The organism is Thermobacillus sp., from assembly GCF_003390775.1.
GTDB lineage: Bacteria > Bacillota > Bacilli > Paenibacillales > Paenibacillaceae > Thermobacillus > Thermobacillus xylanilyticus.
Map to the genome: position 1 here is coordinate 26,059 of NZ_QEWA01000051.1, position 25,494 is coordinate 51,552.

General features: G+C 60.9%; 27 protein-coding genes, 2 pseudogenes and 1 other annotated feature. Of the genes and pseudogenes, 1 reads left to right on the forward strand and 28 read right to left on the reverse strand.

The genetic code is table 11. The features are described from left to right. Positions 1 to 11: 11 nt before the first annotated feature. From ruvA to C6W55_RS14955, 18 genes are all read right to left on the reverse strand, one after another. Entirely contained in the window at positions 12 to 641 is a 630-nt protein-coding gene (gene ruvA, locus C6W55_RS14870) for a Holliday junction branch migration protein RuvA (RefSeq protein WP_286893547.1), read from the reverse strand. After that, a complete protein-coding gene (gene ruvC, locus C6W55_RS14875; protein ID WP_015255369.1) occupies positions 638 to 1,141 on the reverse strand; it encodes a crossover junction endodeoxyribonuclease RuvC in 504 nt (167 codons plus the stop codon). The genes ruvA and ruvC overlap by 4 nt, the downstream gene beginning before the upstream one ends. Before the next feature lie 162 nt (positions 1,142 to 1,303). Then, on the reverse strand, positions 1,304 to 1,942 hold the full coding sequence (locus C6W55_RS14880; RefSeq protein ID WP_286893548.1) for a BofC C-terminal domain-containing protein: 639 nt from the start codon (positions 1,940 to 1,942) through the stop codon (positions 1,304 to 1,306). 551 nt (positions 1,943 to 2,493) lie between these two features. Next, entirely contained in the window at positions 2,494 to 3,354 is an 861-nt protein-coding gene (locus tag C6W55_RS14885; protein ID WP_286893549.1) for a reverse transcriptase domain-containing protein, read from the reverse strand. A gap of 413 nt (positions 3,355 to 3,767) precedes the next feature. Beyond that, positions 3,768 to 5,210, reverse strand: coding sequence for a LysM peptidoglycan-binding domain-containing protein (locus C6W55_RS14890; protein ID WP_286893550.1), 1,443 nt, complete (start codon positions 5,208 to 5,210; stop codon positions 3,768 to 3,770). Positions 5,211 to 5,400: 190 nt separating this feature from the next. Beyond that, positions 5,401 to 6,282 (reverse strand): branched-chain-amino-acid transaminase, encoded by an 882-nt coding sequence (ilvE, locus tag C6W55_RS14895; protein ID WP_213486539.1) that lies wholly within the window; start codon positions 6,280 to 6,282, stop codon positions 5,401 to 5,403. Between the two features lie 45 nt (positions 6,283 to 6,327). After that, positions 6,328 to 7,194, reverse strand: coding sequence for a prephenate dehydratase (gene pheA / locus C6W55_RS14900; protein WP_286893551.1), 867 nt, complete (start codon positions 7,192 to 7,194; stop codon positions 6,328 to 6,330). Continuing rightward, on the reverse strand, positions 7,191 to 8,165 hold the full coding sequence (gene thrB / locus C6W55_RS14905; protein ID WP_015255375.1) for a homoserine kinase: 975 nt from the start codon (positions 8,163 to 8,165) through the stop codon (positions 7,191 to 7,193). Before thrB ends, pheA begins: the two co-directional genes overlap by 4 nt. A 141-nt stretch (positions 8,166 to 8,306) precedes the next feature. Then, complete coding sequence (locus C6W55_RS14910) at positions 8,307 to 9,593, reverse strand: homoserine dehydrogenase (RefSeq protein ID WP_015255376.1); 1,287 nt, start codon at positions 9,591 to 9,593, stop codon at positions 8,307 to 8,309. Between the two features lie 32 nt (positions 9,594 to 9,625). Then, positions 9,626 to 10,063: an ACT domain-containing protein gene (locus C6W55_RS14915; RefSeq protein ID WP_015255377.1), complete on the reverse strand. Its 438-nt coding sequence runs from the start codon at positions 10,061 to 10,063 to the stop codon at positions 9,626 to 9,628. Positions 10,064 to 10,245: 182 nt separating this feature from the next. Beyond that, entirely contained in the window at positions 10,246 to 11,571 is a 1,326-nt protein-coding gene (gene obgE / locus C6W55_RS14920; RefSeq protein ID WP_015255378.1) for a GTPase ObgE, read from the reverse strand. 14 nt (positions 11,572 to 11,585) lie between these two features. Next, on the reverse strand, positions 11,586 to 12,323 hold the full coding sequence (locus C6W55_RS14925) for a Spo0B domain-containing protein (RefSeq protein WP_015255379.1): 738 nt from the start codon (positions 12,321 to 12,323) through the stop codon (positions 11,586 to 11,588). 251 nt (positions 12,324 to 12,574) lie between these two features. Continuing rightward, complete coding sequence (rpmA, locus tag C6W55_RS14930; RefSeq protein WP_015255380.1) at positions 12,575 to 12,883, reverse strand: 50S ribosomal protein L27; 309 nt, start codon at positions 12,881 to 12,883, stop codon at positions 12,575 to 12,577. Further along, positions 12,876 to 13,232 (reverse strand): ribosomal-processing cysteine protease Prp, encoded by a 357-nt coding sequence (locus C6W55_RS14935; protein WP_015255381.1) that lies wholly within the window; start codon positions 13,230 to 13,232, stop codon positions 12,876 to 12,878. The genes rpmA and C6W55_RS14935 overlap by 8 nt, the downstream gene beginning before the upstream one ends. 10 nt (positions 13,233 to 13,242) lie before the next feature. Further along, complete coding sequence (gene rplU / locus C6W55_RS14940; protein WP_015255382.1) at positions 13,243 to 13,554, reverse strand: 50S ribosomal protein L21; 312 nt, start codon at positions 13,552 to 13,554, stop codon at positions 13,243 to 13,245. A gap of 15 nt (positions 13,555 to 13,569) precedes the next feature. Continuing rightward, positions 13,570 to 13,654 (reverse strand) — a sequence feature (ribosomal protein L21 leader region). Positions 13,655 to 13,924: 270 nt separating this feature from the next. After that, on the reverse strand, positions 13,925 to 15,187 hold the full coding sequence (locus tag C6W55_RS14945) for an Rne/Rng family ribonuclease (protein WP_041854429.1): 1,263 nt from the start codon (positions 15,185 to 15,187) through the stop codon (positions 13,925 to 13,927). Positions 15,188 to 15,238: 51 nt separating this feature from the next. Then, positions 15,239 to 16,111, reverse strand: coding sequence for a site-2 protease family protein (locus C6W55_RS14950; RefSeq protein ID WP_015255384.1), 873 nt, complete (start codon positions 16,109 to 16,111; stop codon positions 15,239 to 15,241). Next, positions 16,104 to 17,048: a M23 family metallopeptidase gene (locus tag C6W55_RS14955; protein ID WP_015255385.1), complete on the reverse strand. Its 945-nt coding sequence runs from the start codon at positions 17,046 to 17,048 to the stop codon at positions 16,104 to 16,106. The genes C6W55_RS14950 and C6W55_RS14955 overlap by 8 nt, the downstream gene beginning before the upstream one ends. Before the next feature lie 198 nt (positions 17,049 to 17,246). On the opposite strand from C6W55_RS14955, the gene C6W55_RS14960 reads away from it, so the two are divergent. Beyond that, positions 17,247 to 18,131: an EamA family transporter gene (locus C6W55_RS14960; protein WP_015255386.1), complete on the forward strand. Its 885-nt coding sequence runs from the start codon at positions 17,247 to 17,249 to the stop codon at positions 18,129 to 18,131. Between the two features lie 68 nt (positions 18,132 to 18,199). Here C6W55_RS14960 and C6W55_RS14965 read toward each other — a convergent pair whose 3' ends face one another. From C6W55_RS14965 to C6W55_RS15005, 10 genes and pseudogenes are all read right to left on the reverse strand, one after another. Continuing rightward, entirely contained in the window at positions 18,200 to 19,348 is a 1,149-nt protein-coding gene (locus C6W55_RS14965) for an FtsW/RodA/SpoVE family cell cycle protein (protein WP_015255387.1), read from the reverse strand. A 7-nt stretch (positions 19,349 to 19,355) separates the two neighbouring features. After that, entirely contained in the window at positions 19,356 to 20,147 is a 792-nt protein-coding gene (gene minD / locus C6W55_RS14970; protein ID WP_015255388.1) for a septum site-determining protein MinD, read from the reverse strand. Positions 20,148 to 20,150: 3 nt separating this feature from the next. Next, the gene (locus tag C6W55_RS14975) at positions 20,151 to 20,813 is read right to left on the reverse strand and encodes a septum site-determining protein MinC (protein WP_015255389.1); all 663 of its coding nucleotides are present in this window, start codon (positions 20,811 to 20,813) and stop codon (positions 20,151 to 20,153) included. A 72-nt stretch (positions 20,814 to 20,885) separates the two neighbouring features. Continuing rightward, on the reverse strand, positions 20,886 to 21,407 hold the full coding sequence (mreD, locus tag C6W55_RS14980) for a rod shape-determining protein MreD (protein WP_286893557.1): 522 nt from the start codon (positions 21,405 to 21,407) through the stop codon (positions 20,886 to 20,888). After that, a complete protein-coding gene (gene mreC / locus C6W55_RS14985; protein WP_015255391.1) occupies positions 21,404 to 22,294 on the reverse strand; it encodes a rod shape-determining protein MreC in 891 nt (296 codons plus the stop codon). The genes mreD and mreC overlap by 4 nt, the downstream gene beginning before the upstream one ends. Positions 22,295 to 22,327: 33 nt before the next feature. Then, positions 22,328 to 23,356: a rod shape-determining protein gene (locus C6W55_RS14990; RefSeq protein WP_015255392.1), complete on the reverse strand. Its 1,029-nt coding sequence runs from the start codon at positions 23,354 to 23,356 to the stop codon at positions 22,328 to 22,330. 42 nt (positions 23,357 to 23,398) lie between these two features. Further along, positions 23,399 to 24,088: a RadC family protein gene (gene radC, locus C6W55_RS14995; RefSeq protein ID WP_015255393.1), complete on the reverse strand. Its 690-nt coding sequence runs from the start codon at positions 24,086 to 24,088 to the stop codon at positions 23,399 to 23,401. A 61-nt stretch (positions 24,089 to 24,149) separates the two neighbouring features. Then, positions 24,150 to 24,287: pseudogene (locus C6W55_RS15000) on the reverse strand (Maf family protein); the annotation flags it as partial. Positions 24,288 to 24,910: 623 nt separating this feature from the next. Beyond that, complete coding sequence (locus tag C6W55_RS18175) at positions 24,911 to 25,132, reverse strand: recombinase zinc ribbon domain-containing protein (RefSeq protein WP_083883232.1); 222 nt, start codon at positions 25,130 to 25,132, stop codon at positions 24,911 to 24,913. Beyond that, positions 25,117 to 25,380: pseudogene (locus C6W55_RS15005) on the reverse strand (IS4 family transposase); the annotation flags it as partial. The pseudogene C6W55_RS15005 and the gene C6W55_RS18175, both read right to left, overlap by 16 nt. Positions 25,381 to 25,494: the final 114 nt, after the last annotated feature.

Below are 25,494 nucleotides of genomic sequence, written 5' to 3' on the forward strand. Positions count from 1 at the left end.
CCCTCCTTCCGTCAACCTCTGAAGAGCAGCGTCAGCGCCCGCTTCACGAGGGCGTCCGCCGTCTCCTCTCCGCTCACCGAACCGCTGATCGTCTGCCATACGCGGTCGATCTCCGCCGCCGTATAGCCGAGCGCGGCCAGCGCTTCGCGCGCCTCCGGCCAGACGGTGCCCGCGCCCTGGCCGCCAGCCGCGGCCGGTTCCGCGGGCAGATCGTCCATGCCGGACGCGAGTCCGATACCGGTGCCGCGGTCCAGCTTGTCCTTCAGGTCCAGAATCATCCGCTGGGCGGTCTTGCGCCCGATGCCCGGCAGCTTGGTCAGAAACGCGACGTTCTCCTGCCGGATGGCGGCCGCGATCGCTTCCGGACGCGCGCCCGCCAGGACGCCGAGCGCGACCTTCGGTCCGATGCCGGACACCTCGAGCAGCGCCCGGAACAGCCGCTGCTCCTCGCGCGTCGCGAAGCCGAACAGCAGCATCGCATCCTCGCGCACATGATGATGCGTGTACACGGTCACCGGCTCGCCGGATGCCGCGAACGCATAAGGATTCGGTGTGAAAACGCGGTACCCGACGCCCGCGACGTCGACGACGATCCATTCCTCTTCGATGTGCGCGACGGGTCCCCGTATGTAGTCGATCATGTCCGGTTCACTCCGTTCATCCGGTTCAGCAGGACGGCGAAATGGGCATGGCAGACCGCGACCGCCAGCGCGTCCGCCGTATCGTCCGGCTTCGGCACCGCGGGCAGGTTCAGAAACATGCGCGTCATTTCCTGCACCTGCCGCTTCTCGGCCTTGCCGTATCCGACGATCGCCTGCTTCACCTGCATCGGCGTATATTCCGCGACGGCGATGCCGCGCTGCGCCGCCGCCAGCACGATGACGCCCCGCGCTTCGCTGACCGTGAACGCCGTCGTGACATTGCGATTGAAGAACAGTTTCTCGATCGCCGCGGCGTCCGGCTTGTACTTGTCCATCAAGGCGCCGGCCGCTTCGTACACCTGTTTCAGGCGGATGTCGTGCGGCGTTCCGGCCTCCGTCTCAATGCAGCCGTACTGGACGGGAACGAGCCGGTTCCCGATGCTGTCGATGATCCCGAATCCGACGAGCGCAATGCCCGGATCGATCCCCATTACCCGCACGCCGTTTCTCTCCCCGTTTGCAAAAACCTATTGAAGCTTCATCCCATTATAGCAAATGTCGGGACGCATGAGAACAGACGTTTCCGGCCCCGGCCCCGAAGACAGACCGGGGCCGCCCCGATCCTTCCGGATGACGGGACGGCCCCGGCCGCGCCCACGCGTTCAGGAAACGCCGAATGCGCCGGCATCATCCGGCGCCGCATATTCGCTGAACGAGGACAGCACGCTGTTGTATTCATCGAGATCCGAAACGCGGATGCCCCGCACCAACGCGTTGAACCGTTCTTTCGGCAGACTGCTCTCCATGTAGCGGATGTTCAGTTGATAGAAGGACCGCAGCACGTTGCCGCCATCCGGCGGTCCGTCGAACAACGACAGCCTTCCGTCCGCATCGATGCCGAACACCGCGCTTTCTTTGCAGGCCGGCGACAGGTCGTTGATCCGCTCTTCCATGATGACGGCGCCGCTGCCGGCTGTCACCGCCCGCCATTCCGGATGGCGGCGCAGCAGGTCGATCGCCTGCGCGGCGGTCATCCTGCCGAGCAGCTGCGTCTCTTCGCCGCAAACGAACCTTCGGCGCAGCGTCACGTCGACCGGCGATCCGGCCGCGCGCACCGCTTCATACCGCCGGGCATCCGCTGCGTCGATACCTGAGGCTTGCGGCGCCGCCGCGGCGGCATCAGGGACGGCGGTCATAATGGCGCAGACTGCCGCGGCCAACCAGACCGCCAGCCGGAGTCCGCCCGGCCGCATGCCGCGCCTCAGCCGTCTGCGAAGCTCTTTCCACAGGCTGAATCCCATCCGCGAAACCTCCCAAGCAATACTTTGTCTTATTGTCCCTACCCTGGTCGCGATTATTCCGCCCGCCCGCGGTGCGCATAAACCGCCAGCCGTTCCGCAAATCGGAACAGGCATGATCCGGACGGCGGGCAAAAGGGCCATACCCGGGAAAGCGGTGCAGGTACGTTCCGGACACTGGCCAAGGGATGCACATTCGTGCGGCTGCGGTATTGCGCGTTGGAGAGGCGGAATGCTTTTGAGCGATGCTTTTGAGCGTGTTGGAGCGGTGTACTTGGGCGGAACCCGTGAGCATTCCCGAATTGGCGAAATTTTTTCCTCTACTTTCGATTTTCGGGACCGGATTTGCGAAACGTAGAGTAAAGGGCTGGGGGACCAGCCCCTCCTCATCAAACCGTACGTGCGGTTTTCCCGCATACGGCTTTCCGACGTTCTTCACCTTGCGCAATACGTACTTCGCCACGTGGTAACGGACCGCAGTCTGGCTTCCCTCAGGATTTCGTGGAAGCGAGACTTCCTCAGGTTCCACTTCTTGTACTTCTTCCGGCTGAAGATCATCGGTTGGCCGTCTTTCCATCCACCGTTGCATAGCAGTTCCTCCATCCGATGATTTTCGGATTGAGTGTCTTTACCAGCTCTTTGAGATGCTTCCTCAGCAAGGTACGGGAGGCCGTTGCTTCTTTCACCTTCGCCCGCATCTTCTTCATGGCTTTCCTGGATGGAAAGCACCGAAGGATGCGCGCCTCCTTTCCCCCTTTGCGCATCACCGGCATCCGGCGGAGGTGGCGGCTCAAGAAGTCGAATCCCTGATCTCGTTCACACGTCCATAGGTTCACCAGTCTGCTTTTCTCCGTGTTCATCGTCAATTCCAGTTTCTGAAATACCGCCTTCAGAACCCGGATCGACTCGATCGCTTCCGCTTTCCGATGACACAGCACAACCAGATCATCCGCGTATCGCACCAATGTTCCCAAATGGGCGAATCGCCTTGCCCGGATGGTATCGAGGTAGTTCAGGTAGATATTGGCCAACAGCGGCGAAATGACACCGCCCTGCGGGCTCCCGATCTCGGATTCATGAAACTGATCATCTTTCATGACCCCCGCTTTCAGCCACCCGCGAATCAGTTTGAGCACCTTCCGGTCTGACACCCGCATCTCCACAAGTTTCATCAGCTTCTCATGCGAGATGTTGTCGAAGTACCCCTTGATGTCGACGTCCACCACCCAGTACACCTGACCATTGTTCACGACGCTTCCTTTGTTGGCCTTTACCTGCTTCCACGCGCAGGTCATGATGTCTTCGCGGCAGATCTTGTCATACAGCGCATGGAACCGCCTCGTTGGCTTTTCCTTGGCTGCAAGGTACGGGGCTCGCTGGAGGGCCTCCCTGGTTCCAGACATCACGGTCTCCACATGCCGATCCCCATACACCGGAGGGTTCTTCCGTGCTGCTCCAAGTTCTTCACACGTTCCGTGGCCTTCGCGCTTCGCCTCGGCGCTCGGCACCCTCTTGTCCCTTTCGGGTTAAAATTGACGATGCGGCAGGATTCACTTCATGTTACGGCCTGCGGAGTTGCTTCACATGCTTCTGGCATGCTTTTCGCAGGGCTTCAACCCACGGATTTCGCCCTAAGTTGCCTGCTAGCTACGGGGCAGCTTGGCCTTTACCCCGGCTGGACTTGCACCAGCTAGCGATGCCTGGCTTGGCCAGACGCACAGAGGAATAGATTTCGCTTATCCAGGCCGGGTCCCCTAAAAACAAAGCGGCCGGCCGGGACCGAAATCCCGATCGACCGTCAAAGCCGGCGCGCCTGCTTTGCACCATTCTATCTGTTGTTGATCCACGGCAATCCCGAGCGTTTCTTCGGCGCCTGCTGCTGCTTCGGCCGGCGCTGTGTGCGGCCGGAGACGGAGCGAATGGATGCTTTTTTCACTTTGCGTTCCGCCGGTTTCGCACTGTGCTCGACGGCCGTCTCCGCGGTCTCGGCTATGCCGTCGTCCTGACCGGAATCTTCGGGCGCAGCCCCTCTGCGGCAGTCCGCATACGGCAGATCGCCGATGCCGTGCGGATACGGCATGGGCCAGGCCGGCGGACAGGGCCCCCAGTCCGGGCCTGCCATGCCGTGCCCGTGCGCGCCGTACGGGGCACCGCCGACATGGGCATGAGCCGACAGGCCGGGCCAGCCCGGCTGGCCATGGACTGCGGCCTGCACCGGCCATTCATATCCGTGGCCCGACCAGACCGGATCCGCGCCCCAGGGCGCGCCGGCTGCTGCGCCGGGCATCGGCCAGTCCGTACCGGCTGCCGCCATGCCCGGATACGGAACCCCATAGCCCATTCCGTAGCCCGGAACATCCTGATGACCCGCCATGCCGTAAGGCGGATAACCCGTTCCGGCAATGGCCCCGGGCTGTGCGAACGTCTCGAGCGCGGGCATTTGGATTTGCTGGAACGGATGCTTCGCCTTGTCCGGGAAGTCTGCACCGTGGGGCGGGTAAGCCGCATGGTGCTCAGGATATACCGCATGGTGCGGCTCGGGACAATACGGTTTCATCGGTTGATGGATCGGCTCCGGCATCGGAAGGGGGACCGGTTTCGGCAGCTTCGTCCAATCGACCGGCTTCGGATAATGGACCTCCTTCGGATACTCGACCGTCTTCGGATTCTCGACCTCCTTCGGATACTCGACCTTCTTCGGGTACTCGACCATCTTCGGTTGCTCGATCGGTTTCGGCGGTTCCATCTTGGCCTCGGCGGCCGGCTGCAGCTTCGACAAATCGATCGGTTTCGGCTGCTCGATCGGCGCCGTCGGCGCTTTGCCGGGGATGACGCCGGTGAACGCTTTACCCGGGATCGGACCTTCCGCACCAATATGGTGCAACTCCTGCGGATATTCATGCGAATGGCCGCCGTGCTTGCCGCCGTCCGCCGCGTATCCGCCGGGTTTCGGGATATAGACGATCTCCCCGGTCATCAGGACGTTCGGGTTCTTGAGCTGGGGATTCGCCTTGATCAAATCCGCGAGCGGTACGCCCCAAGCCTTCGACAGCTTCCACAGCGTGTCGCCCTGGACGACCTTGTGCTGATGCATCCAGTTGCCGGCGGGAGCGGGCGCTTTCTTCGCCGGAATCTTGATCTTCATGCCGACGTCAATGACATCCGGATTTTGGATGCCGGGGTTGTATTCCAGCAGATCCTGGACCGTCACGCCGTGTTTGGCTGCAATACCGGACAACGTGTCGCCTTTTTTGACCGTATAGATCTTCACGAACCGTATGACCTCCTGTCACGTTCTTCATGCGCAGCGGCGATTGGCTAATGGGCAGGCGTCCCCGCTGCCTGTCGTTAACATCCTATGCATCCGCTGGGCGGGTGTCCCCAATCGAGGGCAAAAAAAATCTGCCACGCCTGTCCGGCCCAAAGCCGGATCCGACGGAGCAGACCGCCAATCTGAAGCTTCACTTGTAAACTTGAACGCCGTCCACCGTAACGATCTTGCGGAATTCCTCAAGCAGGTGCGTCGTGATCGGGCCCGCCTTGCCGGCGCCGATCGTGCGGCCGTCGACCTCGCGCACGGCGATGACTTCCGCCGCCGTGCCGGTGAAGAACACTTCGTCGGCCGTATAAACGTCATGCAGCGTGAACGGCTCTTCCCGCAGCGGGTAGCCGAGCTTGCCGCACAGCTCGATGATCGCGCCGCGCGTAATGCCTTCAAGCGCGCCGACCCAGCACGGCGGCGTGTAGACGACGCCTTTCTTCACGATGAAGATGTTGTCGCTCGAACCTTCGGCGACATACCCTTGCGCGTTCAGCATGATCGCCTCGCCGACGCCCGCCAGATTCGCCTGGAGCTTCACGAGGATGTTGTTCAAATAGTTGAGCGACTTGATCTTCGGGTTGAGCGCGTCCGGGATGTTGCGCCGCGGCGAGACGGAGATCGACACGAGCCCGTTGCGGTACGCTTCTTCCGGATAGATCGCGAGTTGTTCGACGATGATGATAACGAAAGCCTTCGGACAGCGGCGCGGATCGAGCCCCAGGTCGCCGGGACCGCGCGAGACGACGAGCCGGATGTAACCGTTCCGGAGCTCGTTGCGCCGCACCGTCTCCACGACCGCTTCCTGCATTTCTTCGTAGGTCAACGGAATGTCGAGCTGGATGGATTTGGCCGAATCATACAGCCTGTCGAGGTGTTCCTTGAGCCGGAAGATGTTGCCGTCATAGATGCGGATCCCCTCGAAAATGCCGTCGCCGTACAGGAAACCGTGATCGTAGACCGAAATCTTGGCATCCTCTTTCGCGACGAAGTCGCCGTTCAGGTAAATCCACTGCTGTGCCATGCGTGCGTTTGCACCTCCACTAAGAGTTCGTTGCTTAGTTCCGGGTTACGTCTCCCATGCGAAGCTGGGATAGCTGCCCAATATGCGAACCTGGCAGCCGATCGCCTCGATCTCGGCAATGGCCGCAGGCAGCAGAACCGTTTCGAGCGACATCTCCAAATCAATGAAGAAGTAGTAGCTGCCGAGTTTCTTCTTCGTCGGACGCGACTCGATGCGCGACAGATTGATCCGCCTCCAGGCGAACGCGGACAGCACCTGATGCAGCGCGCCCGGGTAATCTTCCGGCAGCGTGACCAATATGCTTGTCTTCGCCTTGTCCGAACGGCGCAGCGTGAACGGCTCGCGGCCGACGAGCAGAAAACGGGTGTAATTGTTGTTGTGATCCGTCACTTGCGCGCGCAGCACGTCCAGACCGTGCAGCCGGGCGCCGCCCAACGTGCCGATCGCGGCCCAGCCGTTGCCCGGATTCTCCTTCACGATCCGGATGCCTTCCGTCGTCGAGCCGACGGTCTCGCGTTCGGCATGCGGCAGATATTCCCTCAGAAACCTCATGCACTGCGCCATCGCCACCGGATGGCTGAACACCTTTGTGATCTTCGAGAAATCCGGGCTGCCGTCCGGTCCGGCCGTCTCGGCCAGGCGGCCGATCAGGTTCTGGATGGACGGATAAACCCATTCCGCCTGGATCGGCAGATCGACCTCGTGGACAAGCCAGTCCGCATGAAGGCTTACCGATCCTTCGATCGTGTTCTCGATCGGAATGACGCTGTAATCGGTCTCGCCGGACGCGGTCGAGAGAAAGACGTCCGCGATCACACTATAATAGCGATATTCGACGGGGGTGTCGCCAAACAGATGCCGCGCGGCTTCGTCCGACGTCGATCCCGCGGGGAGCAATGCAACCTTGATCATGCGCGTACTTCTCCTTTGATCCGTTCGAAGAGCGGCACCCGGACGGCGTCCGCGCCGGGTTCGACGATTTCCGGTCCGGCGGACGCCGGCTTCAGCCACAGCGTCTCCGCCGCAATGTTCTCCGCGGCAAACGTCCGGAGCAGAAAGCGCTCCAGCTCCGCCTTGCGCGTGCTTTCGCTGTCGACGAACGCGAGCATCGTCGGTCCCGCGCCGCTGAGCGCCGCGCCGAGCGCGCCGTGCTCGGGCGCTTCGGCGAGAATCTTCGACATGCCGGGGATGAGCGCGGCCCGGTACGGCTGATGCAGCCGGTCTTGCATGGCGAACCCGAGCAGATCGAGCCGGCCGGCGGCCAGCGCCGCCACGAGCAGCGAGCTGCGGCCGATGTTGAATACGGCGTCGCCGCGGCTGTACGAATCGGGCAGCGCGTGTCTCGCGCGTTCGGTCGGCAGACGGAACGACGGAATCGCAACGAGCACTTCGAGATTCGGCGGAGGATCCAGCCGGACATGCTTCGCCCGGTTGCCGTCCCAGGATGCGGCCACGATGCCGCCGAACAGGCAGGCGCCGACGTTGTCGGGATGGCCTTCCAGATCCGATGCGATTTCCAGCAGCCGGGTCTTGGGCAGCGGCGAGCCGATCAGCGCGTTCGCCGCCGCAAGTCCGCCGACGATCGCAGCCGCGCTGCTGCCGAGGCCGCGCGCCAGCGGGATATCGGTGTATGCCGCGATATGCAGTTCCGGCATCGGCACGCCGGCTTCGGCGTACACAAGCTGCGCTGCCTTGTAGATCAGATTGTCACGGCCGGCGGGAAGGCCGGCGAGCTCCTTGCCGAACAATTCGAGGCGGGCCTTGCCGTCATCGGCCTCCGCCATTTCGATCCAGGAATAGAGCGACAGCGCCATGCCGAGCGCGTCGAACCCGGGGCCGAGATTGGCGGTGCTGGCCGGCACCTTCGCCAGTACGCGGCGCATCATCGCTCACCTGCTGCAGAAGCGCCGACTGATTCCGACGGGCAGTTCCCGCCCGGCATGTGCGGGTTGTCTTGACCTAGCATAACAGGATGATGGACTCCTCTCGCGCAAATGGGATTGACCTGACTCGGGCTGCAAGTTTTATCCTTCAACCCGATAGACGCTCTTGATCTGCTTGATGACATCCAGCGATTCGAACGCCTGCAGGACGCGCCTCATGGCGGCCCGGCTGGCATCGTGCGTGATGATGACGAGATCCGCCGTCTGATCCGAGGCGGTCGGCTGCTGCAGAAGCGACTCCAGGCTGACCTCGTGTTCGGCGAACACCTGCGTGATCTGCGCAAGCACGCCGGCGCGGTCCTGGACGCGGAGCAGCAGGAAATTTTTATACGCCACTTCCGCTTCGGACTTCAAAATTTTCTCCTTGAAGACGGCCGCGGACTGCTTGCCGTTCACGCCGAGCTTCAGGTTCTTCGCGACGGCCACCAGATCGGCCACGACCGAAGTCGCCGTCGGCAGCTCGCCCGCGCCGGCGCCGTAGAACATCGTCTCGCCGACCGCCTCGCCGCGCACGAAGACGGCGTTGAAGACACCGCTGACCGACGCGAGCGGATGATCGCGCTTCACCATCGTCGGCTGCACGCTGACGCTGATCCGGTCGTCCTGCCGGTCGGCGATGCCGATCAGCTTGAGCTCGTAACCGAGCTTCTTCGCGCAGGCGATGTCTTCCTTCGTCACCTTCGAAATGCCTTGCACCTCGACGTCCGAAAGCTCCACGTTCATCCGGAATCCGATCGTCGCCAGGATCGTCATCTTGCGCGCCGCGTCGAGACCTTCGACATCCGAGGTCGGGTCGGCTTCGGCGTAGCCGAGCTGCTGGGCTTCCTTGAGCACCTCTTCGTAGGAAGCCCCCTCCTGGCTCATCTTCGTCAGAATGTAGTTGGTCGTGCCGTTCACGATCCCCATGATCCGGTCGATCCGATCCGACGAGAACCCTTCGATCAGCGTCCGGATGATCGGGATGCCGCCGGCGACGCTCGCTTCATACATGACGTCGCATCCGTGCTCGCGCGCCGTGGACAGAATCTCGGAGCCGCAGAGCGCCATCAGGTCCTTGTTCGCGGTGACGACGTGTTTGCCGAGCTTCAGCGCTTCGAGAATGTAGGCCTTCGTCGGCTCGACGCCGCCCATCACTTCCACCACGACGTCGATCTCGGGGTCGCGCACGACTTCCCACGGATCGTCCGTCAGTTTCGCCGATTCGATCGCGACGGCGCGCGGCTTGTCGAGCTGTCTGACGGCAATCCGCGCGATTTCGATCGGCGAACCGACCTGCCCGATCAGGTCTTCGCGGTGGCCTTCGACGATGCGCACCACGCCCGTTCCGACGGTACCGAGTCCGAGCAGCCCCACTTTTACCGGTTTCATACGTCTCTCCTCCACTGCCATGATCTCTCTTGTCAACCCTGTCCCGCGACGGCCGCCCGCCGGACGCCGTCCTGCTTCCGTATGCCGTCGATCAGCACCGGAAGCGGCGCGGACAAGCCGGATATATCGACGGAAATAACGACATTGGCCAGTCCCTGCAGCGGGATGCTCTGGTGAATGGTCAGCACGTTGCCTTCGCACTCCGCCACGTAAGCGAGCACTTTCGACAAAATGCCCGCACGGTGCTCCAGATCCATGGAAATCGTGACGATCCGCTCCCGCTCGATCTGGTCGAGCGCATAAACCCCGTCCTTGTATTTGTAGAACGCGCTGCGCGACAGGCCGACCCGCTCCACCGCCTCGTGAACGGTCTCCGCCTCGCCGCGTTTCAGCATGTCGAGCACCCGGAACGTCTTGACGATCGCCTCCGGCAGGAGATCCTCCCGAACGACAAAATAACGTTCCGCCATGAAACGTCCTCCCTGCGAAGACAAATGTTCACCTATAGCGGACATTATACAGGATCGGTACGCCGCCCGCAAGTGAGATTTGACTGTTTTCCGCGAAAAATAAGACAGCACATCCTGCGGGGCGGGGGCTCCATGCATGAAGCGGGACTTTGCCAAAGAAAAAGAGCCGCCGGGCGGCTCCTTCATTCTTCGACATAATCGGCGCCTTCGAAGAATTCGAACACAAAGTCGCCGATCCGAACCGTATCGCCGTCCTGGCAGCCGGCTTTGCGCAGCGCAGCGTCCACGCCCATGTTGCGCATGACGCGCCCGAACCGCATGACGGCATCGTAGGAATTCATATTCATCCGCTTGACGTACCGTTCGATCCGGGCGCCTTCGACGACATACGTGCCGTCATCCTCGCGGCGCACCGCAAACGCGTCGTCATCCTTCTCTTCGAACTTGTATACGACGCGGTCCGCCGTCTCCTTCAGCTCCTGGGCGGACACCGTCTCCGGCACGCTGTCCAGCAGCTCCGCCGCTTTGAACATCAGTTCCCGCACGCCCTGCTTCGTCAGGGATGAAATCGGCACGATCTCCGGTGCGTTCTCTCCCAGTTCCGCTTCAATCCGCTCCCGGAACGAGGCGAGGTTCTCCTCCGCTCCCGGCACGTCCATCTTGTTCGCCGCGATAATCTGCGGCCGCTGCGCCAGCTTCTCGTTGTACTTCGCAAGCTCCGCGTTGATCGTCTTCCAGTCCTCGTACGGATCGCGGCCTTCCGAGGCGGAGATGTCGACGACGTGGATAATGACCCGCGTCCGCTCGACGTGGCGCAGAAACTCATGTCCGAGGCCGACGCCTTCGGCGGCCCCCTCGATCAACCCCGGCAAGTCGGCCAGAACGAAACTCCGCCCTTCCTCGACTGACACGACGCCGAGATTCGGCGTCAGGGTGGTGAAGTGATAAGCGCCGATCTTCGGTTTCGCCGCCGACACGACGGACAGCAGCGTCGACTTGCCCACGCTCGGATAGCCGACCAGACCGACGTCGGCCATTACCTTGAGCTCGAGGACAACCCACCGCTCCTCGCCTTCCTCGCCTTTCTCCGCAATGTACGGCGCGGGATTTCGCGGCGTGGCGAAGCGGATGTTGCCGCGGCCGCCGCGGCCGCCGCGGGCGACGACCACTTCCTGGCCGTGGCGGGTGAGGTCCGCAATGATCTCCCCCGTATCATCATCTACGATGACCGTTCCTGGCGGCACGCGGACGATCAGCGGCTCGGCATTGGCGCCGTGCATGCCCTTGGGCTTGCCCTTCTCGCCGCGCGCGGCCTTGAAATGTTTCTGATAGCGGAAATCGACCAGCGTGCGCAGCCCTTCGTCCACGCGGAAGATGACGTCTCCGCCTTTGCCGCCGTCGCCGCCGGCCGGACCGCCGTCCGGCACATGCAGTTCGCGCCGGAACGAGATGATGCCGTCGCCGCCGTCGCCGCCTTTTACATAGATTTTCGCTTTGTCGACAAACATGTCTTCCTCCGTTTTCAGCTCCCGAGATCGGCGGCCAGCATCACTTCCGTCAGCTCCGGCTCAAGCCGTTCCGCACGGAATGGCGATCGCTTCAGCCGCTGGCGAATCCTGTCGTGCGCATCTTTCGTCTGGATGAACTCGCCGTCGAACTTCAGCACGGCCTTAAGGGCCGCTTCTTCCCGGTCCAGCCGCACGGTGAGCTGCGCCGGCTCTTCCGCACCGGGTTTCGCGCCGTAACGGTAAACGTTGATGACATCGATCAGTGCGGCGGCCGCGGCCTCCGCATCAAACGGCAGTTCGGCCAGGTTGAGTTCATCCGGAAGCTCAAGATGCAGCGTGATCGGACCGGGCGCCGTCCTGAACGACTGCGCGTACAGGATGAGAGAAGGAACCCCGAGCTTGGCGATCCGGCTTTCCTCTTGCATGCGCTGTCTTATTTTCTCCACGCATTCCACGGTCTTATCCGGTTTGTTCATCCGGATGTAGCCGTACAAGACTTGCAAGTCATTCATCCAATCGTGGCGGTGATGATTGAGCGTGCGGATGGCCGTCCACTGCAGCGTCCGCATCATCCGCTCATGACCCGTCTCCCGTTCTTTCCGGTCGATCAGCACCCAGAACAGCGCAGCCGCGGCAACCCACAGGATGAATACGAGATGCGCCCACCATTCCGTCCGCCAGATCCATACGGCAGCCGCGGGCAGCACGACGGATGCCGCGCCGTAAATCTTCGCCATGCGATAGCGATTCATGTGACCGTCCTCTCTCCCGGCACAAGTAAAACGGTTCATGCCGCCTTATCCCAGCGGCATGTCCGATTGCGTCGAAAGATAAGCCGGTATAAGCCCGATACTTATACGTTCTTATCTTTCAAGTCTTTCAAGCAAAACGTCCCGCGCCGCCTCGTCCTGCCGACGCATCCGTTTTGCGGTAAACCGTTCAAATGCAAGTTCTTCTTCCCGTTAACAAAAATCCCGGCCTGTCGCCAGACCGGGATTGTACATTACTCTGCTGCCGCCGCCACAGGCGCAACTTCCACCGGATATACGCTGACTCTCTTCCGATCGCGGCCCCAGCGTTCGAACTTCACGACGCCTTCGATTTTGGCGTACAGCGTGTCGTCCTTGCCGATGCCTACGTTGCGGCCCGGGTGGATTTTCGTGCCGCGCTGACGCACCAGGATGTTGCCGGCTTTGACCGTTTGGCCGTCGGCACGCTTCACGCCGAGTCGTTTCGATTCGCTGTCGCGGCCGTTCTTCGTCGAGCCTACGCCCTTCTTGGAGGCGAACAGCTGAAGATCGAGTCTAATCATGTTGTTTCCCTCCTTCTTCACAGGTTTCCCGAACAACGACATATTTGCCGTATGATTGTTGAATCGTATCCAGCATGACGACCATGGATTCGAGCAGAAGCTGAACCTTGTCGTCAGCGGCTGGCGTTCCCGTCTCCGGGATCGCCGATTGAAGCCATCCGTTCCGCATCGAATACGGAAGCCGGATTCCCGTCAGCGTCTCGATGGCGTTGACGGTGCCGACCGTCACGGCGGACACGCCGGCGCACACGATATCCTCGCCGCGTTTCGCGTAGTTCGCGTGGCCTTCGGCCGCGAACGAGACAATCCGCCGGTCGGACGGTCTCCGGACGATCGTGATCGTAATCATGGCTTTGGTCTTACGCCTCGATCTTGCCGATCGTCACTTTCGTGTACGGCTGGCGATGGCCTTGCTTGCGGCGGTAGTTCTTCTTCGGCTTGTACTTGAAGACGATGATCTTGCGTCCCTTGCCGTGCTTCTCGACGGTTCCCGTCACCTTGGCGCCGGCGACGACGGGCGTGCCCGTTACGAAACCGCCATCCTTGGATACGGCGAGAACGCGGTCGAACGTGATGCTGTCGCCTTCATTCGCGTCCAGCTTCTCAACGTAGATGACGTCGCCTTCTTGCACCTTGTATTGCTTGCCGCCAGTTTCGATGATCGCGTACATGGATTTCCTGCACCTCCCTGATCTAAGACTCGCCTGAACCAGGCGGCGTCCGCATCCGCGGGCGCGCTTGCCAGCCCGTTCCGAGCGGTTGTAGCCGGTGTGTCGCAGGAAGGACACACATGAAGTGATTCTAGCATACTTTCGGCCGCAGTTCAACAGGGATGTAATTGCCCGGCGGTGCAGGCGGCCGGCGGCGATGTCGACCGTGCTGCGGCCAGACCGTGACCGAAGCAAACAAGCGAAGATTTTTCCTCCAATCCGGAAAGTCGGGGCAAACCCTCCGAAACAGAAGAAAATGCTTCGCTTATTCTCGCCATTTCCGCCGATTTCAATCGCTTCACTTATCCGTCATCCGGGACTTTGACGTCCGTCAGCCACCGTCCCGCATGCGACCGGCGCCGGCGTAGACCACGCCCCGGCCGCCGCACGCGGCGCAAGGCTCATACAACCGGAGCGTCGCGTCCCGGCGCACCTTCTTGCGCGTCATTTCCATCAGCCCGAGCCGGGTCCAGCCGAGCACGTGACAGGCCGTCCGGTCCTGCCGCGCCAGCATTTCGAGCCGCTCCGCGACCTGCGTCCGGTGCCGTTCATCCCCCATGTCGATGAAGTCGATCAGAATGATGCCGCCTGTATCGCGCAGTCTGAGCAGCCTGGCGATTTCTTCGGCCGCCTCGATATTCGTCGCAAACACCGTGTCTTCCAGATCCGTCGTGCCGACGTAGCGCCCGGTGTTCACGTCGATGACCGTGAGCGCCTCCGTCTGGTCCCACACGAGCGATCCGCCGCTCGGGAGCCGGATTTCCCGTCCGTAGGCCTGCTCCAGCTGAACCCGCACGCCGTGCTGTTCGAACAATCCTTTCTCCCGCGAACCGTACAGACTGACGCATTCCAGCTTCGCGGGCGCCATGCTCCCGATCAACGCCCGCATTTCCTCGAGTGCGGCCGCGTTGTCGATCCAGATGCGGTCCGTTCCGGCGTCCAGCATGTCGCGGACGAGCCGGTACATCAGGCCGGCATCGCGGTGCAATTCGCAAGGCGCGGCCGCCGCTGACGCCTTCACTTCAATCTCCCGCCAGAGCCCGCGCAGGAATTCAACGTCTTCGCGCAGCCGTTCATAAGATTCCCCTTCGGCCGCCGTCCGCAAAATGATGCCTTCTTCGCCCTGGCGGATGCGTTCGCCGGCTTCCTTGAGCCTGTCCCGCTCCCGGTCGTCCGCCACTTTCTTGGACACGGCGACGTAGTCCGCATGGGGCATATAAACCAAATACCGTCCGGGCAGCGTGTAATGCGTCGTCACGCGGGCGCCCTTGCCGCCGTGCGGCTCCTTGGCGATCTGGACGATCAGCTCCTGTCCCGGGCGAAGCAGCTCCGCAATGGACGGCTTCATCTTCGGCTGACGTTCCAGGTGCGGATGCAGCACGTCGTCGATATACAGAAAAGCGTTCCGGGCCAGGCCGATATTGACAAAAGCCGCCTGCATGCCGGGGAGTACGTTCTCGACCCGGCCGAGGTACAGGTTCCCGGCCAGCTTGCCTCCCGCGGCTTCCTCGATGTCGTACTCGATCAGCCGACCGTCCGCCATGACCGCCGTCTCGATCGTCTGGCGGCCGACGTGGACCAGGATCTCTTTCATCTGCATCATCACCTGCCCGGAACGTAAATGTTTGCACCCTGCCGTTCCATTTTACCCGAAAAGCTCGGAAACTGCACGATTTTGTCCGCCGGAACAGAAATAGGTCCCGATCACACGCTCCTCCGGCACGACGCCCTCGATGCGTCCGCCTTCGCCCAAAACATAGACGAGATGATACCGCCCCTTGCGAAAAAGGCGCAGAATGTCCCCCACCCGGCAGGCCGGCTGTACGACAATCGGCAGCGCAAGCGTCCCCTTCGCCCTGTCCCTGGCCGAGTCCGCTTCGCGCCTGACCAGAAAACGCATGAACAGGTAGGGAATATCCCGCATCATCCGCCAATTCGAAGCAAGCAGGAACAATCCGACGAGCAGCAGGTTGAGCTGCACGCCGCCGAACAACGGGATGCACGCCACGGCTACCATCGCCAGGCTGAGCGCGAGTCCGATCCGCACGCTCCATTTCAGCGCGGACTGGTAGGGCATCCTGGCGGTCATCCATGCCGACAGCAGCCGGCCGCCGTCGAGCGGCTGAATCGGCAGCAGATTGAACAAAGCGATGATCGCGTTCGCGTGCGCGATGTATATCGCCCATCCGGGATCGATGCCTTCGAACCGCGTGCAGAGCAGCGCCGCCGTCCCCATCCAGACATTCTGGAGCGGACCGGCGGCCGCCACGACCGCTTCCTCTGCCGCCGGGACGGAGCCCGCTTCCTCCGTCTCGGCCGCTCCCCCGAACGGGAGAAGACGGATCTCCCGGACGCGCCAGCCGAAGGCCCGCATCGCCATCACGTGGCCGAGTTCATGGACGATGACGATCGTGAACAGGACGGCCAGTTCTCTGATGTATCCGGTGGCCGCGGAGGCGAGCATGACGAAGACGAACAGCGGATGGAAGGTCCACCGGATGCCGAAGCACCTAATCAAGCGGAACCACGTCCGCGGGGTCGACATATTTGCCGTCGACCCGCACGGCGAAGTAGAGCAGACTCCGCGATCCGTCCTCCGTCTCCGGCAGCACGCCGATCCGGTCGCCCGCTTCCACCCAGTCGTCCGGCGCGACGAAGACCGATTTCATCCGGCCGTAGACGGTCATCCGTTTGCCGGCGTGCCGGATGACGACGCTGTAGCCTTCGTTCTCGCCGCCCGTCACATGGGTCACCCGGCCGGTCTCCGCCGCCGTCACGATCGATCCGGGCTTACCCGCGATCTCGATGCCGGCAAGCGTCTCCGCGAACGAGCGGACGATCTCGCCCGACGCCACGGGCGCGGCGACAGGAAGGCCGGGGCCGACCTCCGTCCGCTCACCCTCCTGTCCGAAAATGGGAATAAAGGCAGGCGACCCGGTGAACGTTCTCTGGTACCATTCCGCCGCGGCCCGCGTATCCATATCCTCCGTCAGCGCCCGCGCGATCAGCCGCTGCGGCGCCGAAGCCCAGGGCTCGTCCAGCCGGAACAGTCCCCATACCGCCGCAAACAGCACAGCCGCAACCGCAAGTCTCACCATAAGGCTGCGGATCATTCCGCCGCGCTGCCGCGGTTCCTCCCCGTCGATCAGACCGGGTGCGCGGCCCCGTCCCGACGCAGCCAGCCATTCGCGGGAGCGCTGCTTCCATTCCGTCTCCGGATCGCGTTCCGCGCGGTCTTGCGGCAGAGCCGCCGGGCGCGGCGCCGAGGCGCGGCCGCCGGAGACGCTCCCGTGCACGGAGACGCGGTCGCCTGTGACGCCCCCGGTCACGGGAATGCCGTCCGGATTCACCGATGCTGGCCGGATGCCGTCCGCATCCGTTTCGCTTTGATTCGCTTCCAGAATGGCGCGTATCCGTTCCGCTCTTCGGCGCTTGACGCCGCTGACCCTTGCCATGACGATTCCTCCCCGATGCGCATCATCCGGCCGGTTCCGATGCCCGGCAGGCTTGTTCACTACCACGTTATGAGCGGGAGCAAGCGAATATGCCGTCTTTGAAAATACGGCAGACAGCCGTTCGGACCGGTGATATAGTAAGGTGTGATTGAACATCGCGGCTTGCGGCCGCTCGCGGTCGAGGAGGACTGTTCGGAAATGTGGCTTGTGTATGCGGCTTGTTCCGCCGTGGCATTCGGTCTGCGCGGCATTTTGTACCAGCGGCTCTCGCCGCTTCCGCTTGACCGGAACGTCCTGCTGTCAGGCGTTTTCTTTACCGGATTTCTGATCTCCCTCACGCTTGCCTTCCTGAATGGGCAGGCATGGGAGATCGAAACGGCCGTCGGCATTCAGATGGGGGTGTGCTCGTATGTGGCGAACATGGCCATGTACCGGGGGTTTGCCGCCGGGAAGCCGTCGATCGTCGCCGTCCTGTCCGCGCTGCCTCCGGTCGTTGTGGTGCTCGTCGCGTGGCTGCTCTGGGGCGAGCGGCTGAACTTCGGACAGTCAGCGGCGTTTCTGCTGATCGTCGCCGGCGTCGTGCTGATCCGGTATGCGCGGGACTTCACGCTCGCCCATTGGAACAGCGCGAAATGGGGGCTCGTGACGATGCTGTTTTTCGGCTTCAACGACCTGTCCAGCAAATGGTCGACGATGCTTGGCGCCGACCTGTACCCGGTGCTCGCTTGCATGTTCGGCACGGGCACCGTGCTGTTCCTCCTGTCCCGCCGGGCCGGGAAGCGGCGCTCCGCGGATGCGCTCGTCCGTCCCGCGGGTGCGGAACCACCAGCCAATGCATGGACCGAACGGCGCACGTTCGGCGTCGGCATGCTTGTCGGCCTGACGAACGCCGTCGGCATGATCTTGATCGTCACGGCGTTCGAGACCGGCATCACCGGACTGGTCTCGGCGATCGTCGCGTTGAACGTGCTGCTCATCCTGCTGTACACCCGCATCGTCGTCCGCGAGCGGTTCTCACCGCGCGAGGCGGCCGGCATCCTGCTCACGGTCGGCGGCGTGATTACGCTCCGCTTGCTCGCCTGAAACGCGAAACGGGCTGTTTCCCACAGAAGCCGCAAGCGGCTTTGGGTAAACAGCCCGTTCAATTTTCTTCACGTTGCCTGTTCGGGATCCTGCTGATGCGCCCGGATGCTGAACACCAGTCCGATGCAGACCATGTTGATGAGCAGCGACGTGCCGCCGTAGCTGATGAACGGCAGTGTGATGCCGGTGATCGGCATCAGGCCGATCATCATGCCGATGTTCTGGAAGATCTGGAACACGAACATCGACACGATCCCGACGATGATGTATGAACCTTTCAGATCGGTGCACTGGAACGCGATCATGATCATACGGTAGATCAGCAGGAAGTACAGGAGCAGCAGCAGCGCGGCTCCCTGGAACCCGAACTCCTCTCCGATGACGACGAAGATCGAATCCGAATACGGATACGGAATAAACCGCCGGTTCTTCATGTCGCCCTTCATGTACCCGTCCCCGGTGAGCCCGCCCGAGCCGATCGCGATCAGCGATTTCTCCGACTGGTGCTTCGCGTCGTCCGATGCCGTCTCCGGATTGATGAACGTATTGATGCGCTCGTACCAGTGATGTTTTCCTTTGTCGCTCAGGAATTGTTCGATCTCCTCATTGTACGTGTTGAACATTGCCACGAACAGGATGAGGCTGACGACCATCAGGGCAATGCCGGTCAGCACATGCCAATATTTGACCCGGCCGATCCAGAGCATGCCGAGCAAGATGACGATGTAGATGATCGCGTTGCCCAGGTCAGGCTGAATCATGACGAGCGCGAACGGCAGCAGCGAGATCGCGGCGACCGGCAGGAGATCGGACTTGAACGAGAGCGGATCGCCGTCCCGGCGGGCGAGAATGCTCGCCACCGTCATGATCAGCAGGATTTTCATGAATTCGGCCGGCTGGAACAGCAATCCGTCCGCCAGCTTGAACCAGCTCCGAGCGCCGTTGATCTCTACGCCGAAGAAATAGACGAGCACCAGCAGCAGAACGCCGAAGCCGTAGAGCACATACCAGTATTTCAGGAAAAACCGGTAGTCGAACAGCGTTGCGAAGACCGCAACGGCAAATCCGGCCAGAAAGAAAATGAGCTGCTTCAGGTCATAATTGGGATACATCGGGTTGCCGTATGTCGCGCTCCGGACAACCAGGACGCTGATGACCATGAGCAGCCCCAATATGAGCATGATGCCAAAGTCGATTCGCTTCAGCTTGTTCAGCACACGGCACTCATCCTATTCCGAAAAACTTGCGGAATCGCTGCATCATCCCGGTCTTGTCGTCCAGCTGCATGAGCGGCACCTTCTCCCCGAGCACGCGGCGCGCAATGTTGCGATAGGCGATCGCGGCGCGGGATGAAGGGTCCATGACGGTCGGTTCGCCGGAGTTCGCCGCCTTGATGACTTTCTCGTCATCCGGCACGATGCCGAGCAGATCGACGGCGAGCACCTGGACGATCTCGTCGACATCCAGCATCTCGCCGGATTTCACCATGTTCGCGCGGATGCGGTTGATGATGAGCCGCGCAGGAATGCGGTGTTGTTCAAGCAGCCCGATCACCCTGTCGGCGTCGCGCACGGCCGCGTTCTCCGGCGTCGTCACGATGATCGCAGCATCCGCGCCGGCCACCGCGTTGCGGAATCCTTGCTCGATGCCGGCCGGACAGTCGATGATGATATAGTCGAAATCCCGCTTCAGGTCACCTATGATCTGCTTCACCTGATCCGGCGAGATGTCGTGCTTGTCTTTCGTCTGGGCAGCCGGCAGCATGTACAGCTCGTCGAAGCGCTTGTCCTTGACCAGCGCCTGCGCGAGCCGGCACCTGCCCTCCGCGACGTCAATGATGTCATAGATGATGCGGTTCTCGAGTCCCATCACGACATCGAGGTTGCGCAGACCGATGTCCGTGTCCACCATGCACACTTTCTTGCCCTGCAGCGCGAGCGCGGTGCCCAGATTCGCCGATGTCGTCGTTTTGCCGACGCCGCCCTTCCCCGAAGTTACGACTATCGCTTCTCCCATGCCTTACACTCCTTTGAACACGATCGGATCTTGACGGAAGCGGCTCAGCCGGGAAATCTTGTCGATCCTCATCCGGCCATCCTCCAGGTATGCGAATTCCATCTGGGCGTCATCCGTCATCCATTCCTCCGGCGGCCGGCTGATGCAGTCCGCGATGCGAAGCTGGGTCGGCCGCATCAGGGAAGCCGCGATGACGGCATCCGTATTGCCCCGGCAGCCCGCGTGCGCCGTTCCCCGAAGTGCGCCCATGATGAAAATGTCGCCCGTACAGCTTACCGACCCGCCCGGGTTGACATCGCCGAGCAACAGCAGATGTCCGTCCCGTTCAACCGTCTGGCCCGAACGGATGACGCCGGTCATGACGTGCAGGTTGCCGGCGCCGGCCGGTTGTTCGGCAGGGTCGGGATCCGCTTCGATCGATTGCACGATCAGATTGCCTCGTTGCCTGATGGCGTCAACCAGGCGCTCCTTGTCCGCTTCCGAAATGCGCCGGCTGCCGAGCTTGAGCTTGACGTGCACCAGCGGCCCCGTGAGCAGCTTGTGATGGGACCGTTCCAGCTTGTCGTTCAGCTCGGCCAGCAGTTCGTCCATCCCGCAGCGGTCGTCGAGCAGGAACACCAGGCCGTCCTTCACGCCTTTGATCACGATTCGTTGCTTGCCGGTCAAGCCGTTCCCTCCCCGAAAGGGGCTGCCTTAAACGATTCGGTTTCGACAGCCCGAAATCCTGCCTGGCGGACGTTATTCTGCTTCATCCGCATTTTTCTTCGCCTTCGCTTCGAAAAGCCGGCGGGCGGGCACGTACACCGCGAGCGCAAATCCGATCTGCAGGAACAGACTCGGCGCGATGGAGTGCAGCAGGACGAATTCGAACGTTTCGTGCGTGACACGGAAAATGCGGTAGACGCCGTATGCGGCCGCATCGTACAGGAAGCAGGCCAGACCGATGACGGCGAGCGCCGCCAGCATCGGAATGCGCTTGCCTTCAAGCAAGAGGCCCGTCAGATAGGCGATCACGCCCATCAGGAGCGAGTGGACGCCGAGCAGGTGGCCGTAGAACACGATGTCCTGCACCAAGCCGAAGAAAAATCCAAGGAGCAACGCCTGATGCCGGCCTGCGTACAAGCCGGCATACAACGCAGCGACGAAAACGAAATGCGGAGCGATCCGTCCGTACATCGGCTCCGGAATGAGCCACGGCACGACGGTCGTCTCCAGCATGAACAGCAGCACCATCAGCGGAATGACCAGCTTCTTGTTCATGGTGCCGCCTCTTCGATATCCGGAGGCACGACGACGAACACTTCGGTGAGCCGGTCGAAATCGGCAGCCGGTTTGATATACGCCGTATGTGTCAGGCCGAAATCGCCCACTTGCCGGGATTCCACCGTCCCGATGACCAGCCCGTACGGGTAGACGCCGCCGAGTCCGGATGTGATGACCACGTCGTCCTTGGAGAGCGGATCGTTCTCCGCGATCCGGTTCATGACCAGCATGCCCCGCTGCGTATCATAATCTTCGATAACGCCGAATGATTCCTTGTGCTCCATGACCGTCGCGGAGATGGCCCGCGCCCCGCTGGACTCGCTGTCCAGCTGCGTGATCGGCATCACCGTTGAATAGAGCGGGAACACGCGGCTCACAAGCCCGACCAGACCGTCCGTCGTGACGACCGCCATGTCCGGCCTGATGCCGTCGGTCGACCCCAGATTGATTTTGAACGTCGGATTGAGCGGGTCCTGGCTGACGGCCACGACCTGCGCAATCACATATTCATAGTCGAACATCCGCTTCTGGCGTTCTTTGAACTCCAACGCTTCTTTGAGCCTTTCATTCTCCAGTTCGATCCGGTTGTATGTCACCCGGTCCCGGGCATACCGTGCGACGGTCGTGCGCAGTTCCTCGTTCTCCCGGTAAATTTCGCGCATCTTGCGAATGTCTTCAAACAAGCCCGCCAGGTAACCGGCGGGCTTGTAGAACCATTGCTGCACAAAGGTGACCGTATCGCCGACAAAATTTTCGGGCCATGTCAATTTATCCCGCTGTCCGAGCGAGAATCCCATGATCGCGGCGAACACAATCAGGACGATCAAGAGAACGAACAGCTTTTTGTTGCGAAATATGCGAAACAGTTCGCTCACCCGCCCCATCCGTGTATCCGGTTCTCGTCCGGTTGGCCGTCGTTAACGGCTGGAACGCGCCACCGCCGAGCCGCGGGATTTGAACAAATGGATGTTCTCCAGCGCGCGTCCGGTTCCGACCGCCACGCAATCGAGCGCGTTCTCGGCCACGATGACCGGCATGCCGGTCTCGCGCGCCAGCAGCTTGTCCAGATTGCGCAGCAGACCGCCGCCGCCCGTAAGCACGATGCCGCGGTCCATGATGTCGGCCGACAGCTCGGGCGGGCACCGCTCAAGCGTTACTTTCACCGCATCGACGATGGAACCGACCGTATCCGTGAGGGCCTCGGTAATTTCATTGGACGAGATCGGAATTGTCTTCGGCAGCCCGGTAACGAGATCGCGTCCGCGGATCTCGACCGATTGCTCATGATCAAGCGGCAGCGCCGAGCCAATGTCCAGCTTGAGCTGCTCCGCCGTCCGCTCGCCGATCAGCAGATTGTAAGTCCGCTTGATATACTGAATGATCGCTTCGTCCATCTCGTCGCCGGCGACCCGGATCGAGCGGCTCGTCACAATGCCGCCGAGCGAAATAACCGCGACTTCCGTCGTGCCGCCGCCGATGTCGACGACCATGCTCCCCGTCGGCTCCCATACCGGAAGATCGGCGCCGATCGCCGCGGCGAACGGCTCCTCGATCGTATAGGCTTCGCGCGCGCCCGCCTGCCGCGTCGCGTCTTCGACGGCGCGTTTCTCGACGGCCGTAATGCCCGAAGGCACACAGACCATGACATTCGGATTGCGCGAGAAGATCGAGCGCTTCTTCTGCGCCTGGCGGATGAAATATTTGATCATCGTCGCGGTGGTGTCAAAGTCGGCGATAACCCCGTCTTTCATCGGCCGGACCGCCCGGATGTTGCCCGGCGTCCGACCGATCATCCGTTTCGCCTGTTCGCCGACCGCTTCGATCGTCTTCGTATCGGTGCGCAGGGCGACCACGGAAGGTTCCCTGACGACAATGCCTTTGCCGCGGGCATAGACCAGAGTGTTGGCTGTTCCCAGGTCAATGCCCAGATCTTTCGTTCCGAACATCGTCTTGCTCCCTTCTGTCGTCAGACAATCCTTCTCATTATATTACAGGTATCCTTGCTCCTTCAAACTGACGAACCGTCCGTCGCCGATGACGATATGGTCCAGCACGTCGATGCCGATCAGCGCCCCCGCTTCGTGCAGGCGCCTGGTCAGCGCAATGTCCTCGGGGCTCGGCGTCGGATCGCCGCTCGGGTGATTGTGCAGGCAGATGATCGACGCGCTGCCCCGCTTGATCGCGGCCCGGAACACTTCGCGCGGATGGACGAGCGACGCGTTGAGCGTGCCGACGGAAAGCGTCTCGCGCGCGAGGACCTGGTTCTTCGTGTTCAGAAAAAGGCAGACGAAATGTTCCTTGAGCTCGGAGCGGAGATCTTCCATCACCAGCTTCGCCGCGTCTTCCGGCTTCCGGATCGCCGGCCGGTCGGATGCGGCCCTGCGCGCCAGCCTGCGGCCAAGCTCGATGCCTGCCCTGAGCTGCACGGCTTTGGCCGGACCGACGCCGTGGATGTTGGTCAACTCGGCGATGCTCATGTCGACCAGCTGCCTTAAGCCCCCGCATTCGCGCAAAATCCGGTTTGCGAGATTGATGGCGGATTCATTGCGCGTTCCGGTCCTCAGCAATATCGCAAGCAGTTCCGCATCGCTCAGCGCTTCCGCCCCATCGATCATCATGCGCTCTCTCGGCCGGTCTTCCTTGGGGACGTCGCGCAGCAGAATGACACGTGAGTCCATGTGATTCAAATCCTCCTTGGGCTGCACCCTCCGTCAATGCCGAACCGGCCGCAGCTTGACGTCAAATGGTCTCCACACCGAATTCGGCCAGCAGGTCGCCAAGCAGCGAAAGCGGCAGACCGACGACATTGAAGTAACAGCCTTCGATTCTTTCCACGAATCCGGCGGCCAGTCCCTGGATGCCGTAAGCGCCTGCTTTGTAGTGCTAAATGGTTCTTTTGAGGGATGAAAACCACCATTTATTGACATTACCGTAGCAGAATGCCCCGCTTTATTCTCCATAGCTACAATTGATACGAATGATTTCGTCACAGCCCCTGCCTTGTAGGTAACGGTGGCTTTGTTGTCCCCGCCACCGGAACCATCTAGATCATCACCTCCATCGTAATTAAGTAATTGCTCAATATTGGCTTTCAAGTATATTGTAGGTTCCCCATCTTTACTGACGATTATTTTGTCAATAAGGATCTCAAGGTCTTTACGATTTAGTGTATCCTTTGCTATGATATCATCCGTTCTTGCGCCTTCCTTGAACATACTCGACTTCTCTCTAACAGCGGTCAATTCCTCAATCTGCTTTGAAACAGTATTAATATGTTGGCGTTTTTCAGCTTCTAGCTCAGCGTAGGTTTCAGAGATAATATCCGCCATGTCAGGATTTTTGGCAATGTCCTTAATTTTTTGCGACAATGTAACTTTGAGTTCATCTGAAAGTTGCTGAAGTTCTTTATTTAACCTCTTTAAGGATACCTCAAAATTATCTTCTCGTTCAACGCGATCTTTCAGTTTAGCATCAAACGCCGCGATTGCGCTTGATAACTTTTATCGAAGCACAGTAAGATGGGCTTTAATTGCAGGCACAAGAGTACGATCCAAGATGTAGTGCGTTGAACAGGCAATTTTACCGACTCTCCTATAAGTCCCACAGATGTAGGACTTATGTTTGCCCTCCTTGTTAAGAGCAACCATACCATGACCACAATCAGCGCATTTCAGAAACCCCGAGAAAAGATTTATATGTTTATGACTCAACTTTCGCAGCATGAAATAGGCAGATAAGCCTTGATGTAATTGGGCAGAGCAGCAATCCACTCCTTGAGTTGACGCTGAATAAACGCCGAAAGCTTTTTGCCTGCTTTTGCAGCGACTTCATGGATCAAATCGACCAATTGCTGTAACGCTGCGACCCAGTCCACCGCGCCGATTTCGTCACAAAGCAAATAAAACAGGCCGCCGAGCGAACGCACGTCCGTGCTTTGCCGATGCTGCCAGGCCAGCATGTAACCGCTAAAATAAAATTAACAAGAAACACGAAATAATCTTGAACACGAATTCCCTGATTCTCCCTCACCCGATATAATCAAGCTGGAAATTCATCAGTGTAGGGTGAGGAGAATGAAATCTGC

Coding starts and splice junctions, on each gene's coding strand:
- ruvA (WP_286893547.1), bottom strand. CDS start 641: ATGATCGACTACATACGGGGACCCGTCGCGCACATCGAAGAGGAATGG.
- C6W55_RS14880 (WP_286893548.1), bottom strand. CDS start 1,942: ATGGGATTCAGCCTGTGGAAAGAGCTTCGCAGACGGCTGAGGCGCGGC.
- ilvE (WP_213486539.1), bottom strand. CDS start 6,282: ATGGCACAGCAGTGGATTTACCTGAACGGCGACTTCGTCGCGAAAGAG.
- pheA (WP_286893551.1), bottom strand. CDS start 7,194: ATGATCAAGGTTGCATTGCTCCCCGCGGGATCGACGTCGGACGAAGCC.
- thrB (WP_015255375.1), bottom strand. CDS start 8,165: ATGCGCCGCGTACTGGCGAAGGTGCCGGCCAGCACCGCCAATCTCGGC.
- C6W55_RS14910 (WP_015255376.1), bottom strand. CDS start 9,593: ATGAAACCGGTAAAAGTGGGGCTGCTCGGACTCGGTACCGTCGGAACG.
- C6W55_RS14915 (WP_015255377.1), bottom strand. CDS start 10,063: ATGGCGGAACGTTATTTTGTCGTTCGGGAGGATCTCCTGCCGGAGGCG.
- obgE (WP_015255378.1), bottom strand. CDS start 11,571: ATGTTTGTCGACAAAGCGAAAATCTATGTAAAAGGCGGCGACGGCGGC.
- C6W55_RS14925 (WP_015255379.1), bottom strand. CDS start 12,323: ATGAATCGCTATCGCATGGCGAAGATTTACGGCGCGGCATCCGTCGTG.
- rpmA (WP_015255380.1), bottom strand. CDS start 12,883: ATGATTAGACTCGATCTTCAGCTGTTCGCCTCCAAGAAGGGCGTAGGC.
- C6W55_RS14935 (WP_015255381.1), bottom strand. CDS start 13,232: ATGATTACGATCACGATCGTCCGGAGACCGTCCGACCGGCGGATTGTC.
- rplU (WP_015255382.1), bottom strand. CDS start 13,554: ATGTACGCGATCATCGAAACTGGCGGCAAGCAATACAAGGTGCAAGAA.
- C6W55_RS14945 (WP_041854429.1), bottom strand. CDS start 15,187: ATGAAAGAGATCCTGGTCCACGTCGGCCGCCAGACGATCGAGACGGCG.
- C6W55_RS14955 (WP_015255385.1), bottom strand. CDS start 17,048: ATGGCAAGGGTCAGCGGCGTCAAGCGCCGAAGAGCGGAACGGATACGC.
- C6W55_RS14960 (WP_015255386.1), top strand. CDS start 17,247: ATGTGGCTTGTGTATGCGGCTTGTTCCGCCGTGGCATTCGGTCTGCGC.
- minD (WP_015255388.1), bottom strand. CDS start 20,147: ATGGGAGAAGCGATAGTCGTAACTTCGGGGAAGGGCGGCGTCGGCAAA.
- mreD (WP_286893557.1), bottom strand. CDS start 21,407: ATGAACAAGAAGCTGGTCATTCCGCTGATGGTGCTGCTGTTCATGCTG.
- mreC (WP_015255391.1), bottom strand. CDS start 22,294: ATGGGGCGGGTGAGCGAACTGTTTCGCATATTTCGCAACAAAAAGCTG.
- C6W55_RS14990 (WP_015255392.1), bottom strand. CDS start 23,356: ATGTTCGGAACGAAAGATCTGGGCATTGACCTGGGAACAGCCAACACT.
- radC (WP_015255393.1), bottom strand. CDS start 24,088: ATGGACTCACGTGTCATTCTGCTGCGCGACGTCCCCAAGGAAGACCGG.
- C6W55_RS18175 (WP_083883232.1), bottom strand. CDS start 25,132: ATGCTGCGAAAGTTGAGTCATAAACATATAAATCTTTTCTCGGGGTTT.